The organism is Halocynthiibacter namhaensis (assembly GCF_000812685.1).
Classification (GTDB): domain Bacteria; phylum Pseudomonadota; class Alphaproteobacteria; order Rhodobacterales; family Rhodobacteraceae; genus Halocynthiibacter; species Halocynthiibacter namhaensis.
In genome coordinates this window covers 25,838-39,579 of the sequence record NZ_JWIF01000015.1, presented here as the reverse complement: position 1 = coordinate 39,579, position 13,742 = coordinate 25,838, and the positions used below count along the sequence as shown (strand labels likewise).

Sequence of the window (13,742 nt, the reverse complement as noted above, 5' to 3'; positions counted from 1 at the left end):
TATGAACACGTCGACCGCAACCTTGTCCAATGCGATAAGCCTTGCAGATGCGATCCCTCACCTGATGGGGGATCGAGTTGAAGTGGTCGTGCATGATCTGTCCACCGAAACCATCGCCCATATTGCCAATGCTTATTCTCAACGCAAGTTGGGCGATCCATCCAATATGCAAGAGATCGATTTCCGCCCCAGTGACACTGTAATTGGGCCATATGAAAAGGTGAATTGGGACGGCAGTGTTATTCGGTCGATCAGTGTTGTTATGCGTAATAATCAAGGTGGCGCGGAATTCGTTTTATGCATCAATCACGACCAAGCCGACCTGCAAAACCTACAACAAATGGTGCGGGCCTTGATGCCCAGCCGACCCTCTGAAGACCAGCCAGAGGCGCTGTTTCAGAACGATTGGCATGAACGGTTGAATATCTTTGTCAGTGATTGGTGTGCCCAACAGGGCGTGCGCGCCGATGCACTGAATCGCACAAGCCGGCGCGAATTGTTAATGGCCCTTGAAGCGTCTGGTGCTTTGTCAGAACGCAATGCCGCATCCTATGTGGGGCGTTTACTGGGGGTGAGCCGGGCGACCATATATAATGATCTGAAGGCAAGCGCCGGATGACTAAAATCAAACATTGAAGGCATACTTATGACTGTCAAAACACCAATCGTTCTGGGCGCGGATCAAATATCTGCCTGCATATCGAAGATTGATCTTGCTGCGGAATTGCGCGGAATGTTCGCAGAGCTGGGCGCAAAGCAAGCTGTTCAACCAGATCAAACCGTCACGCTATTCCCACAAGATCGCGGCGACTTTATCACCTACATGGGTGCGCAGGGACAATCCGGCGTCTTTGGTGCCAAGCTTTCGCCCTACATCGTCACGGAAGGCAAGCCGATCATCACGGCATGGACGTTGCTGATGTCCATGGAAACCGGGATGCCCTTATTGCTGTGTGATTCAGGCCAGCTGACAACAGAGCGCACCGCAGGGACCACCGCGTTGGCTGTTGATCTTTTGGCACCTGCGCAAGCGACTGAACTGGCGATTATTGGGTCCGGGCCTGTTGCTCAGGCGCATTACCGACATGTCAAAGCATTGCGTCCTTGGGCCAATGTTTGTGTCTATTCGCCGGGACTGGGCGCGGATGCCAACCGCCAAGATGAATGGCGCGGTTTGACCCCCGACGTTCAATTCTCCAACAGTGCAGAACAGGCTGCCACCGGCGCAGATGTGGTGATGCTTTGCACATCATCTGGTACGCCGGTGATTGATGAACGTGTTATTGGAACAGATACGCTTGTCACGTCGATCAGCACAAATGTGGCCCGAGCGCATGAAGTTGCCCCAAGTTGGATCACAAAGGCACAGGTGTATTGCGACTATCGGGCGACAACGCCAAGCACTGCCGGGGAAATGGTGATTGCTGCCGAAAGCCATGACTGGAACAGCACTGAGATCCAAGGCGATTTGGCTGAGCTCGCTGTCAACGCGGCCCCCTTGCCCAAGCCCGGGTCACCGGTATTTTTCCGATCCATTGGTTTGGGCGTTGAGGACATTGCAGCGGCGCAGGCAGTTTTGAAGTTGGCTCTGTCTGAAGGTCAAATATAGAAGGGAAACTGGCTTGAGTTGGAAGACCTAACTCAAGCCACAATGACGACCTACGCCACCTTCGGGCCCACCCGGTTTGCTTTAGTGTTGCGCTTGTTCTGTTTCCGTTTCAGGCACCACATCGTCTTGGCTGGTTTCCTGATCCGCAAGCGTGTAGGTCCCATCGAACCAACGCCCAAGATCAATGTCTGCACAGCGCTTTGAGCAAAACGGCCGATATTTTTCGTCGGAAGCAATTTGACAAATGGGGCAGGGGGCAGCCATCAGAAGATACCGTTTGGCAATAAGTCGCGTAGGGCAAGACGTTCACGTTTGCGCTGTAGTTCAAAACAGCCAAGAGGTGTCCATCCCGCCAACACAGTATCGATCGTATCCTTGCGCAATGTCGCCCGCAGACTGTGTTCAAACATCTTGCGATCTTTTTTCGGCATAGGAGCAAGGTCAAGCGTGATCTGGCCGCCAAGGCCGCGAATGCGCAGTTGGCGCGGCAGTTCTTTGATCATTGCGAGATTTGCCTTCAAGCCAGCCGCAAGTGACATATCCCCGCCAGTGTTCACATCGACCGCAACAAGCGCACGCGTGGGTTCGACATAGATGTGGCCGCCACCAGATAGGGGGGCCCGGGCGTAGGTGAAGGCTTCCAACAGGTCATAAACTTGGTTGTTTTCAAAAGCCTCATCATCCGTCGCGACACTGGCGGCATCCCATTCGCGCCATGCGAGATGGTGTGCATCAGGGCCGTCAATCAGTAACTCGGCCTCAGTGCCGTCCGCGTCAGCCATCACTTGGTCGGCCATGGCGCGCATGGCTGCAACATCTTCCGCGATTTCTTCGCTGTCAGCGCCGACACAGGCCGAACGCAAAATAAGGCCTGCGTCAGAGCCTTCCATTTCTTCATGGGCGATGACCATCAGCTCATCACGCAAGTCGTCGTCCTTAATGGAACGGGATATGTTTAAGCCGGGGGCGCCGGGCGTTACAATTGCATATTTGCTTTTGAATAGAACTTTTGGGGTAACGGGGGTCGCTTTACCGTCTTCACCAAAACCGGTGACCTGCACCAACAGGATTTGGCCCGGTGCATATCCTTTGGCTTGTTTTAGATAGGCTTTTCCATTGTTCGGCAATCTCAGAAAAATACCGCCCTGGCCTTTGATGGGGCGCTCACAAATCGCACGGCAAATGGCGCCAGGGCGCAGTCCTTCACCTGGCATATCAATTAGAAAATCAACAAGTTTACCGTCTTCGATCAAGGCGGCAGCGGCTTGATCCTTCAGGTGTCCAAGGACAGCGATACGACCGTTCATTGTGATGTTCCTTCCATCAGTCCGGCCGCAGTAAGCAAGCCAGCTGTTTCCGTTAAGGGCAATCCGACGACGCCGGTATATGATCCATTGATCCAAGGGACAAAACGCCCGGCATAACCTTGAATGCCATAAGCACCGGCTTTGCCTTCCCATTCACCCGTGGCGATATAGGCGTCGATATCGGCTTTTGACAGGCGTTTCATGCGCAGAGCCGTGGTCGTCGAGACTTCCCAAATGCGGTCATGTTTGCGCAAAGCAACTGCCGTGGTCACTTGGTGGCGACGACCCGATAGCAGCTGCAAATATTCACGTGCTTCGACCTCATCCGTAGGCTTGCCCAGAATACGACGGCCAAGCGCAACAATCGTATCGGCGGACAGCACGACTTCATCAGCGGCAATGTTAATCGCTTCGGCCTTTTCACGGGCCAAGCGGGTGGCATAAGGGCGGGGCAATTCCGCCTTGCGAGGTGTTTCATCGATATCCGCCGGGCGAATTTCGTCTGCAACAACGCCAATTTGCGCCAACAGTTCCCTGCGGCGCGGACTGGCGGACCCGAGGATCAGCTTCATGTGCTTACTTAAAGCGGTAGTTGATGCGACCCTTGGTCAGGTCATAAGGGGTCATTTCGACCTGTACCTTATCGCCTGCCAGAACACGAATACGGTTCTTGCGCATTTTACCTGCCGTATGTGCGATGATCTCGTGGCCGTTTTCAAGCTCGACCCGGAATGTCGCATTCGGCAAGAGTTCCGTTACAACACCTGGAAATTCGAGCATTTCTTCCTTGGCCATGATGACTCCGTCCTAAAAAACCCGACACTTCGCGGGCGCTTGTTAGATGACGGCCTTTGCGAGTTATTTCAAGGCCAGATCATGTAAAAACGCAGAAAACTATCAAAACAGACACAGATTCTTGGTGCCATGTTTCAATTTTTGGAAAAAATCGACGTAAATCAGGGCGATTCAATTCAAAATATAAACCAGAGCTTAAGGATGATTATGTTTCATCGTGCCAAGATGGCTGAATGATCAGACGTCGAAAACGAGAGGGGTCTGTCGCCGGGGGGCGTCGGTTTGGGTGAAATATGAACGAAAAATATGGTAGTGAAACACGTGCTGAACCGCGAAAGTTCAACACATTTCAAAATAGAGGTGCCGTTTTATTAGCGGTTCTCTTCACGTTGATGTTGATTGTGGCATCAGGCGCAAATGCGTTTGATAAACAACAAGATGATCCTGTGCTTGTGCTGAATGACAGCGGCGGCAACGTGCGCCACAGATTGCGAGAAATCGCCGGGATCCGCGAACGTGGACAGCAAGTTCAAATTGGCGGACAGCATTGTTTGTCCTCTTGTACAATGTATCTTGTTCTTGATGCCACTTGCGTTTCTCCAGAAACGGCATTCGGCTTCCATGGCCCCAGCTTCCACGGTCGCCAGCTAAGCAACACTGACTTTGAATATTGGTCGCAGGTAATTGCAGATCACTACCCTGAACCAATCAAATCGTGGTACATGCGCGAAGGGCGTCAGAGATTAGATGGGTTTTACAGGATCAGCGGCGCTGATTTGATCCAAATGGGCGTTCGGTCGTGCCTTGTGTAGTATGATGTTACTTGGGGCTTGGCGCCCCAAAGCGTGCGATCAAACGTTCACTAATCTGGTCACGCGCTTGGCGATAGGATGCAAGTTTGGCATCACGCGTTTCACCCAACCCCGTTGGATCTAGGATCGGCCAATATTCGACATCTAGATGATAGAAACGTGTCAGCTCCAGTGCCCGGCGCTGGCTGGCGGGTGACAAAGCTATAACCAAGTCAAACCCAGACAAATCGTCGCCCCATTGTTCCATCTCGTCGAAGCTGCGCGATTTGTGCCGTGAAATTTCCACGCCCATTTCTTCGCAAACAGCAATAGAAAACCCGTCAATTTCGAGGTCATTCTTCACACCTGCGGATTGAACGTAGGTTTCAAAACCATAGTATTTTTTCATCAACCCTTCGGCCATAGGTGACCGCACGGCGTTGTAGTCACAACAAAACAGAATTGATCCGGGAAGGTCTTCTGCCACGCATCAGCCTCCGAAGTGCAAGACGCAGATCAGGGTGAAAAGACGGCGGGCAGTGTTTTTGTCAACAGCTGCCTTGCCTTCCAAACGTTCCTGAAGCACGTTTGCACCTTCGTTGTGGATGCCGCGTCGCGCCATGTCGATGGCCTCGATCTTACTTGGTGGTAGGGTTTTAACGGCGTCGAAATAGTTCTCGCACACTTGGAAGTAATCCTTCACCACTTGGCGAAATGGCCCAAGTGACAGATGGAATTCACCAATGTTGGTTTCATTTTCGGTCGCAACTTCAAAAACCAAGCGGCGTTCACGGATCGCCAGCAAAATACGATAGGGCCCGGCCGGAATTTCGCGGTCCTCGCGGATGGGCAGGGTGAAGCTGTTCTCTTCGAGCAGGTCGAAAATAGCAACTTTACGTTCTTGTTCGATTTCCGGCGTCGGAGCGGCAAGGCCGCTGTCGTCAATCTCAATGTGGCAGATTCGATTTGTCATAACTTAATCACTGTTCAGTTGTTTCAAGCGTAATGCAATAGAAAGCCCATGGGCCTCTAGGCTTTCGCTGTTGGCGAGGGTCACGGCGGCGGGGCCAATTGCGGACAACGCGCCCGGTGTCATCTTTGAAAGTGTGGTGCGCTTCATGAAGTCCAACACAGACAAGCCTGAGCTAAATCGCGCAGAGCGCGCTGTCGGCAAGACATGGTTTGGCCCACCAATATAGTCACCGATGGCTTCGGGGGTGAAGCGCCCAAGGAATATCGCGCCTGCATGCTTGATTTTTCCGGCCAATGTATCAGGGTCATCAACGCATAACTCTAGGTGTTCAGGTGCGATGCGATCTGACAGTTGCGTGGCCTTGTCAAGGTCGTCGACTGTAATGACAGCGCCAAAATCGCGCCAGCTTGGCCCCGCGATAGCACGCCGTTCAAGTGTTTCTAAGCGGTTTTCCACTGCCGCTGTCACTGCGCGCCCAAAGTCGGGATCGTCTGTTATCAGGATTGATTGGGCGCTTTTGTCGTGTTCTGCCTGACTTAGTAGATCTACCGCAATCCAATCTGGGTCATTGTTCTTATCGGCAATAACCAGAATCTCGCTGGGACCTGCGATCATATCGATTCCGACTTTGCCAAATACACGTCGTTTGGCTGCCGCCACGAAGGCATTTCCGGGCCCAGTGATCTTGTCCACCGCGGGGATCGTCGCCGTGCCATAGGCCAGCGCGGCAATGGCTTGTGCCCCCCCGACGCGCGCGATCACATCGACGCCGGACAATTTTGCGGCCAATATGACCAACGGGTTGATAATTCCGTCTGGGGTAGGGACGGTGACCACAAGGTTTTCGACACCGGCGACCTTTGCTGGAATGGCGTTCATCAGGACGGAGGAGGGGTAGCTTGCTAAACCGCCGGGCACATACAGACCAGCCGTGTCGACAGCGCCCCAGCGCCAGCCGAGTGTGGCGCCAGTTTCATCCGTCCAGCTTTCGTCCTGCGGCAATTGTTTTACATGATATGCACGAATACGTTCCGCGGCCAATTCAAGTGCCGCACGTTCTTCATCCGAGACTTTCGCACATTCCGCTGCGATCTCGTCGGGGGTGAACATCAACTGATCCGCGCGCAATTGTAGCCGATCAAACTTGGCGGTTAATTCAAGAACCGCTTCGTCACCCCGCGCACGCACATCTGAAATGATGTCACGCACAATATCATCCACTTCCGGCGAATCTTCGCGTTTTGTGGTGAGAAACGCTGCGAAACGGGTTTCAAAGTCGTCATCGGAGGAGTTCAAAAAAATCGGCATTGCGCAAGGCCTCGGTGGTGTTGGTTGCTACGTCCATACCGCGTGGGGCCGTGGCCCTCAAGGGGCAGCGCGTCGCAACATGTAAATCCCCGGGGCATTGTCTGTTGCGCAATAACATATGGCATCTGCAGGCGCGTTGGCTTGCAGAAACCCCATGCGCCGATACGCGTCGATCGCTGGCATATTGTCAATCCGCACCAAAAGCTCTGCCTGGGCGTGATCGGGAATACAGTGCTCGATCAGTCTTTGCGCCAAATTTCGCCCGCGGTAAGGCGGCTTTACCCAAACACCAAAAATATGCACGACGTTCCCATCACGAGGGGCGCTTACGGGGTAGCTGCCTGCAATGGCGACGGGGATGGCTTCGTCATACGCGGCAAAAATCGTATTGTGTTCAAGCGCGACCTGAAATTCATGATCTGAGGTCTTGTCGAAACCCCGTAAGGTTTCGTCAAATTGTGCAGGATCTACCTTTAGGGCTGTGCGACGGATATAGCGCCAGATCGCATAGTCCGCAGGTCGTAACCTGCGGACGTTTAAGTCAGTCGGCATGGTCCGGGGCCGACTTGGATGGCGCAACATAAGGCCGCGTCACGTCTTTTAGCGATACATTCAAGGCTTCGACGTTTAAGGCGATTGCGCCATCGCCAGATAAGGTCAGATTTAGACAACCTGTGCCATCTTCACCGGCTTCGAATTCCATAGCCATGAGGGAATAAACTGTATCTGCATCACGGGTTACGCCCTGGGTTTGCACGTTGACAACGTCATCGATGAACAGCACAGCTTGCACACGTTCAAAGTCACGACCACGCCGTTCTGCCGCCGTTTTGTCTTCCCAGCGGAACCGGTTCAACAACAAAGCAAAGCGGCGTTCTGATTTCTGAAATGACATCTCATTTCCAGGAAATACTGCATCTTGCGTCAGCGCTGAGACGATTTTCAGATCATCCACATCCGCGGCCATCAGGCGCAACGGTTGCTCGGCACCATCTTCGAATTTTGCGTCCGTCATTATTCTTTGATCCTTTCGATCTGCGCACCAACACCCGAGAACTTGCGTACGACTTGTTCATACCCACGATCAAGATGGTACACACGGCTGACTGTGGTTTCCCCTTCTGCGGCGAGGCCTGCCAAAATCAACGAAACAGATGCGCGTAGATCGGTTGCCATGACTGGGGCACCTTTCAAACGATCAACACCCGTCACAGTGGCTGTGCCACCCTGAACGTCAATTTGAGCGCCCATGCGGATCAATTCAGGGGCGTGCATAAAGCGGTTCTCAAAGATCTTTTCCTCCAGCACTGACGTGCCTTCCGCAGTACACAGCAGCGCCATCATCTGCGCTTGAAGATCCGTTGGGAAACCTGGGAAAGGTTCAGTTGTCACATCAACAGCAGACAGTCGGCCATTCTTGCGCGCGACTTTCAGCCCACGTTGTGTTTCTGTTACGGAAATACCCGCAGCATCCAATTTCTCGCAGAAGGCTTCGATAAGATTAATGCGGCCACCCAGCAATTCAACTTCGCCACCGCAGATCGCAGGCGCCAGCATATATGTGCCAAGTTCGATCCGGTCAGTTACAACAGGATGGGTTGCACCGTGCAGGCGATCGACGCCCTGAATGGTGATGCTTGATGTGCCGTCGCCATCAATTTGCGCACCCATTTTGCGCAAGCAATCCGCCAGATCCACGATCTCAGGTTCGCGGGCAGCATTGTTGATGACAGTCGTGCCTTTGGCCAAGGTCGCTGCCATCATGATATTTTCCGTTGCCCCAACAGAGGCAAAGGGGAAGTTGATTACAGCACCTTTAAGCCCCCCCAAAGGGGCTTTGGCGTGAAGATAGCCATCCTTCAAGTCAATTTTTGCACCCATGGCTTCTAGGCCATCTGTGTGGATGTCCATTGGGCGTGCGCCGATCGCGCAGCCACCAGGCAAAGACACAACCGCTTGGCCTTCTCGTGCAAGCAACGGGCCTAGCACCAGGTTTGACGCACGCATTTTGCGCACGATGTCATATTCGGCAACGTGGTTGATTGGCCCGTGGGATGAAAGTGCCTGAACTTGCCCATCTTGCAACGAAGTCACCTCCGCACCCAATGACGACAGAAGTTCGTTCATCGTTTTAATGTCAGACAGTCGTGGCGCATTGGTCAGTGTCAGCGGTTCTTCGCTGAGAAGCGTCGCAGGCATTAGGGTTAGGCAGGCGTTCTTTGCCCCCGCAATCGGGATTTCCCCCGAAAGTGCTTTACCACCAGTTACAATTATCGAATCCATTTCACTGCCCACCTGTATTGAAAAACATCAGTCTTTCTTTTCATTCGTAATATCTTGCGCATCATCATCTGTTGATACACGTGCGCGCGCCTGTGCTTTGCGGCGCCCCATATTTGATTTCAACGCCGCTTTTAGACGGAGCTCGCGCTCTTGGGCAGCTGTTTTTTTGATTTTCTTTCCGCTTTGTGCGGTATCGGTATCATGTGTCATAGACGACTGTGTACCCTAAGGTGAAAAAACCGTCTAGATTATGCTTGCGTCTGTCAAAAATTAAAGTTACTCAGCCGCACATCGAACAATAGTTCAGATGCCGTGGTAGCTCAGTGGTAGAGCGCGTCATTGGTAAGGGTGAGGTCTAAACTGGCAGCGTGTTGTTAAATATGAATATTTCAACTCACTTTATGAATTGGGGTTTCAAATAGGGTTTCTTTTCTGTATGTTACTACAGAAATCAGGCTGCTGTAGCTCAGTGGTAGAGCGCGTCATTGGTAATGACGAGGTCGGGAGTTCAATTCTCCCCAGCAGCACCATAACTCACGGAATACATTTATTTTTCTGGACATCCTTTAACGCTGAAAATGGAAACCCCACGAAACCCCGAAGTACATTCCAACAAATGAGGAAGGTATTTCCCCCTAAATGCAATCGTTCGCCTTTACTAACACGGGAATATTGATAGCTGCCAACGTCGGGAGGGGTTTTCCACAAATGCATACGAGGTAATAGAGCAAATTGCATGTGATGGATTTGCCGCCCAAAAGCCCACTTTTTCTTACTTTTCACTTTCTTCATTTTTAAATTTCAAAGGTGGTTAGAAAACAAAAAAGAAAAAATATAAATGCAGATTTTTTGGGCGTTTGGGCGGCTAGATTACCATTTAAATTTTGCCCTCTTGGACATTTATTGAAGCAGTTTCAATTCACGTGCGAATTGCGGATTTTGCGGCATCATCTGCGAGGCCTTTAAGGCTAAGGGCGGCTTGTTGGTTCAACATTATGTATTCATTGCTGCCTTTTACTGAAAACCTGCTCTTAGAAACCGTCCAGCCCTCTTCTTGCAGTGCGCGTTTGAAATCACGTGGTTGATCATAACATTTGTGAGACTCGATTTTTTTGGAACGATCTATAAGATGCCCCAAGACAGCAATTTTTGGGCTAGCATTAAGCCACTCGTCGTCGCCATGCGCACCGCATCACGCCGAAACTCGTCTGTGTATCTCTTTGCCATTCTCTATCTCCTTCATAGCAAACATTGCTCGAAAGAGACCGGAACTAAACCGCGACAAGACCAGATTTATTAGCCCCCTCCCATGCTCCAATAAGTCCGCCAATGGCGTAAGGAAGTATGCAGGAAAAGGCTAAAACGAGGAATATTGATGCGCTTGGGCTATCCAGAATACGGCCACTAACGAAAATTGATTGTACCTCACTTTCATCAATTATCTGCTTATCTAAATACCCACTGAAGCCACCGTGTTTTTTTAGGTGTATGCAAACTAGGGTGCATTCGGTGAGCAAGAGTAAAGCTGTTAATACGATTAGGATTACGGTTACCCATACTACTCCCGAAGCTGAGTAAACTAACCACGATAGACCTCCGAAAAGTAGGACCGTTCGTAAAACGAACGCAAGCTTCAGGAGCCAGATCAGAGGCTTGATGGGGGCATTCCAAATATAAATCAGAACGGTCAAAGAGCCTATCAGCCAGACTCCCGATCTCAGAACCGCTGTTAGCTCAATCATGACAAACATCTCATCAATGCCAAAACTGCGCAAATATGCTTTCTGGCTAGAGTAGGTGAAAATATACGAAGCCATTGAGAGTAAGAGTAATGCCAACGCCTCATGATTTCGGATTATACTGAAGCCGAGCTTTTGAGGTGTGTCGTCTTCCATAAGTAATCTCGTATCTGAAAATTTTGTAATCTGGATGTAGCTCGCCACGGATTCTTGCAGTGTTTGACAGAGAAAGTTGCAGCAGGGTTGTTTTCATCAAAAACCGCTGGCAATGACGGCTATCAGCCCCAATGCAGCTAATATCTGCAATCACGGCAGAGCGAAAGTTTTCAACAACTACTTAGGTTTGGAACGGGCTTTGTGATAGCTACAAAGTATGCATTTTGCCGAGCGCTCCAAAAACTGGCCATCATTCATCACCACCCTGTGCGGCTTAAGTTAGAACCGATAGGCGCGTGATAAAGAATTCAATGAGCAGCCAAATTGGGACATCTATTGTTATGGTTAGCACCAAAAGTATAACATACGTCCATGCATATCCTCGTAGAGCACAGGTATCACGTCTCCAAAAGATCGGAATGGTAGCAAATATGATAAACCTGATTGGCAAAAAGTACACTAGAACACTCCATAGCTGCCCAAGGTATATTTGCGCCGAGGGAACGCCGGAGGCATTTACATATTTTGGCTGAGCCACATAGTACCAGAAAAACTGGTACGCTACCCAGAAAAATATAGTGATTATTATGTACGATAGGGCATATTTTCTCATACGGTTTCCATTTTAAAGCTCTACGACAATCCTTGGCTTACAAGTATTTGGACGAGATTGCGTTTTCTTTGTATAGACTCAGCAGTGTTTGAGCCGGAATAATAAAAATGTCCCCCCGGTGGCTTTGTAGCCATGGAAGTTGCTAGCTCTGGGACACATCCCATTAATGATGCGTCAGACATGCCCGCATAGATCGGATCTCCGAACTCTGTGAGGTTCTTGACGATAACATTTTTAATGTTTGGCATTTCACGGACCCAATTTAACAAGCTTGGGTTCACAGGGGCGCCAATTAAAGCCAGTGTATCCACCTCATGTCCGGCCAGTGCATGCAAGCGCGCTGACAGGCAGGCTATGACGCCCCCCCAAGAGTAGCCAACAAAGTTAAACGTATCTTGCTTCCTCGGTATGGGGTCTGAAACGCCAATTTCTGGAAGTGAATAGTTTCCATTCTGAGCAATGCGCATTAATTGTGGGTGTTCTTCAAGGGGGGCCCAGTGTTCTTCATTTGGCCCCATTTTATATAACCATCGCTCTCCGTCCCAATGATATATTTCACGTAATATGTTCATATCGTTAAAAAGTATAACTGCGGCGGCATCACCACCCATATCAACATTACCGCCTGTGTCTGTCCACCCAAAGCCTGAGTAATTTCCGTAGACGGGATTGCATATACCGGCCTCACGAAAAACAGTCATAAACTCTTCATTATAACCACCAGCCATACCAGCACCGCCAAGAAAAACAGTTAAGGATTGGTCGCATGATTTAATAATGCTTCCTATTTCGGTGTTAGTCATTCTTCATTCCTTTTCTAAGCGCCATGTTTGTTAGCTTCACAAACATGGCAAAATCGGGCGTTTTAGAGCCAATAAGATAACAAACTTCTTCGTCGCGTAAGAATGTGAAGTTCGAGCATTTCTCCAGCTTTAACAGCTCAGTTAATTGAGTTTTTTTCTTAAACCCGGAATCAACTAGATACTTTGCAGATGCATTCAGCTTTTCAATTATTTCAGGATCGCTTGTATCTTGTAGAGCTTCACGCACAATTTTTTTTGCGTCATCGCTAAGCTTTAGCGCCTTCAATTGAGGCAATATAAGCCCCACGAAGTTAGTAATTGATATTTTCTCGATATCTTCTGGAGAAAAACCTTCACTGCAACAAGATTTCAAGGTGCATTTTGGTGTGAAAATTTGTATTGTTTCGCCAGAACCATCAATACAGAAAAATCGACAAATCGACAAATCGACAAATCGTCTCACGATTCTCCTTTAGTGAGAAGATGGAAAGAACTGTATTTTCCTCCCAAAACCTCAAATAATACCAAGCTCCCTTGTTGTCCTGCAGTCTTGTGAACTTTCTGAAGTGCTTACGGACGTCGGAAAAACTTGCGCGGGAACGGATGTAGATGCCCAGCTCTTTCTCCCAAAGGCCATTAACTCCCTTTGGGCCGGTGAATAGCTTTTCTGTGAACCTATTGCCGTCCTCAAGCTGCACGAGATATGGCGCGTGTTCTTTCAACTCTTCGGCAGTTTCGCCCTGAAACAGAGATTGATGTTGCAAGCCAGAACTATCGAGCTGCGTGGTCAGCATGTAGGGCATTTTGGCGGCATCGAGAATGGCGTAGGTTTTCATCAACGGCACTGCATCAATGCCGCCGTATTTCTCAATTTCGACGTCCGTTGGGGGCACCTCACCAAACAAGGGCTCAAGCAACGCATCTGGAACAGTTTTCCTAGGATGCACGCCAAACTGCTGATCAAGCGGCTCAATACCAGTGATTTCCTCAATCTTCAGATAGGCTTCTGGTTGAGCGACTACGCCACCGTTTGATGCTAATATCTCAGATAACTGGATCACGCGCCCGTCATGCACGGCACGAGCCAGTGATCCGATTTCTTTTTGCTGGCCGTGGCGCGCGATATATTGCGACGCGGTAAGGCATTCTTCCAACCAAAGCAGCTTATAACCACTGCCTTGAAAGTGGGCTTTCAGTCGCGCCCGAAACAACGGATGACCATCTGCCCAGATCGCGGCTTTGCAGAGATATTCGTCTGTGGTTTCAATATTCTGTAGGTGGCACTCCGCGACCCATGGCTCAAATACACCCATCGTAATTCACTATCTCTATAAAAATCACGCGAATGCGCGTGGAATACAGCAG

Annotated in this window: 18 protein-coding genes and 1 tRNA gene; 4 read left to right on the top strand and 15 right to left on the bottom strand. The window is 50.3% G+C overall.

Annotation, left to right across the window (positions count from 1 at the left end; genetic code table 11):
• Position 1 precedes the first annotated feature (1 nt).
• Positions 2–619 carry a helix-turn-helix transcriptional regulator gene (locus RJ38_RS02790; protein ID WP_039017377.1) on the top strand — a complete coding sequence of 206 codons (618 nt, stop codon included), beginning with the start codon at positions 2–4 and terminating at the stop codon, positions 617–619.
• Between the two features lie 27 nt (positions 620–646).
• A complete protein-coding gene (locus RJ38_RS02785; protein ID WP_052245149.1) occupies positions 647–1,609 on the top strand; it encodes an ornithine cyclodeaminase family protein in 963 nt (320 codons plus the stop codon).
• 81 nt (positions 1,610–1,690) lie between these two features.
• On the opposite strand, the gene RJ38_RS02780 is transcribed toward RJ38_RS02785, so the two are convergent.
• Genes RJ38_RS02780 through infA form a run of 4 tightly spaced genes read right to left on the bottom strand, consistent with a single transcriptional unit; the run spans position 1,691 to position 3,711 of the window.
• A complete protein-coding gene (locus RJ38_RS02780) occupies positions 1,691–1,873 on the bottom strand; it encodes a DNA gyrase inhibitor YacG (protein WP_039017376.1) in 183 nt (60 codons plus the stop codon).
• Entirely contained in the window at positions 1,873–2,916 is a 1,044-nt protein-coding gene (locus tag RJ38_RS02775) for a ribonuclease E/G (protein WP_039017375.1), read from the bottom strand. The genes RJ38_RS02780 and RJ38_RS02775 overlap by 1 nt, the downstream gene beginning before the upstream one ends.
• Positions 2,913–3,488, bottom strand: coding sequence for a Maf family protein (locus RJ38_RS02770; protein ID WP_039017374.1), 576 nt, complete (start codon positions 3,486–3,488; stop codon positions 2,913–2,915). The genes RJ38_RS02775 and RJ38_RS02770 overlap by 4 nt, the downstream gene beginning before the upstream one ends.
• Before the next feature lie 4 nt (positions 3,489–3,492).
• Positions 3,493–3,711, bottom strand: a complete 219-nt coding sequence (gene infA / locus RJ38_RS02765; protein WP_039017373.1) for a translation initiation factor IF-1 — start codon at positions 3,709–3,711, stop codon at positions 3,493–3,495.
• A 293-nt stretch (positions 3,712–4,004) separates the two neighbouring features.
• Here infA and RJ38_RS02760 point away from each other — a divergent pair, with 293 nt between their 5' ends.
• Positions 4,005–4,523: a hypothetical protein gene (locus tag RJ38_RS02760; RefSeq protein WP_052245148.1), complete on the top strand. Its 519-nt coding sequence runs from the start codon at positions 4,005–4,007 to the stop codon at positions 4,521–4,523.
• A gap of 7 nt (positions 4,524–4,530) precedes the next feature.
• Here RJ38_RS02760 and RJ38_RS02755 read toward each other — a convergent pair whose 3' ends face one another.
• Genes RJ38_RS02755 through RJ38_RS02725 form a run of 7 tightly spaced genes read right to left on the bottom strand, consistent with a single transcriptional unit; the run spans position 4,531 to position 9,276 of the window.
• The gene (locus tag RJ38_RS02755) at positions 4,531–4,989 is read right to left on the bottom strand and encodes an arsenate-mycothiol transferase ArsC (RefSeq protein ID WP_039017372.1); all 459 of its coding nucleotides are present in this window, start codon (positions 4,987–4,989) and stop codon (positions 4,531–4,533) included.
• Positions 4,990–4,992: 3 nt separating this feature from the next.
• A complete protein-coding gene (locus tag RJ38_RS02750) occupies positions 4,993–5,475 on the bottom strand; it encodes a UPF0262 family protein (protein ID WP_039017371.1) in 483 nt (160 codons plus the stop codon).
• 3 nt (positions 5,476–5,478) lie between these two features.
• Positions 5,479–6,783 carry a histidinol dehydrogenase gene (gene hisD, locus RJ38_RS02745; RefSeq protein WP_039017370.1) on the bottom strand — a complete coding sequence of 435 codons (1,305 nt, stop codon included), beginning with the start codon at positions 6,781–6,783 and terminating at the stop codon, positions 5,479–5,481.
• A gap of 57 nt (positions 6,784–6,840) precedes the next feature.
• Positions 6,841–7,335, bottom strand: a complete 495-nt coding sequence (locus tag RJ38_RS02740) for a GNAT family N-acetyltransferase (protein ID WP_039017369.1) — start codon at positions 7,333–7,335, stop codon at positions 6,841–6,843.
• Entirely contained in the window at positions 7,325–7,798 is a 474-nt protein-coding gene (locus RJ38_RS02735) for a DUF2948 family protein (protein WP_039017368.1), read from the bottom strand. Before RJ38_RS02735 ends, RJ38_RS02740 begins: the two co-directional genes overlap by 11 nt.
• Positions 7,798–9,066 carry a UDP-N-acetylglucosamine 1-carboxyvinyltransferase gene (gene murA / locus RJ38_RS02730; RefSeq protein WP_039017367.1) on the bottom strand — a complete coding sequence of 423 codons (1,269 nt, stop codon included), beginning with the start codon at positions 9,064–9,066 and terminating at the stop codon, positions 7,798–7,800. Before murA ends, RJ38_RS02735 begins: the two co-directional genes overlap by 1 nt.
• Before the next feature lie 27 nt (positions 9,067–9,093).
• Positions 9,094–9,276: a hypothetical protein gene (locus RJ38_RS02725; RefSeq protein ID WP_039017366.1), complete on the bottom strand. Its 183-nt coding sequence runs from the start codon at positions 9,274–9,276 to the stop codon at positions 9,094–9,096.
• A 245-nt stretch (positions 9,277–9,521) separates the two neighbouring features.
• Between RJ38_RS02725 and RJ38_RS02720 the strand changes: the two genes are divergently transcribed.
• A tRNA-Thr gene (locus RJ38_RS02720) sits at positions 9,522–9,596 on the top strand.
• Between the two features lie 741 nt (positions 9,597–10,337).
• Here the strand turns inward: RJ38_RS02720 and RJ38_RS02715 are convergent.
• From RJ38_RS02715 to RJ38_RS02695, 4 genes are all read right to left on the bottom strand, one after another.
• On the bottom strand, positions 10,338–10,961 hold the full coding sequence (locus RJ38_RS02715; protein WP_039017365.1) for a hypothetical protein: 624 nt from the start codon (positions 10,959–10,961) through the stop codon (positions 10,338–10,340).
• A gap of 633 nt (positions 10,962–11,594) precedes the next feature.
• The gene (locus RJ38_RS02705) at positions 11,595–12,377 is read right to left on the bottom strand and encodes a hypothetical protein (RefSeq protein ID WP_039017363.1); all 783 of its coding nucleotides are present in this window, start codon (positions 12,375–12,377) and stop codon (positions 11,595–11,597) included.
• On the bottom strand, positions 12,370–12,840 hold the full coding sequence (locus tag RJ38_RS02700) for a hypothetical protein (RefSeq protein ID WP_156121729.1): 471 nt from the start codon (positions 12,838–12,840) through the stop codon (positions 12,370–12,372). The genes RJ38_RS02705 and RJ38_RS02700 overlap by 8 nt, the downstream gene beginning before the upstream one ends.
• Positions 12,794–13,690: a DUF4123 domain-containing protein gene (locus RJ38_RS02695; protein ID WP_039017361.1), complete on the bottom strand. Its 897-nt coding sequence runs from the start codon at positions 13,688–13,690 to the stop codon at positions 12,794–12,796. Before RJ38_RS02695 ends, RJ38_RS02700 begins: the two co-directional genes overlap by 47 nt.
• Positions 13,691–13,742 lie beyond the last annotated feature (52 nt).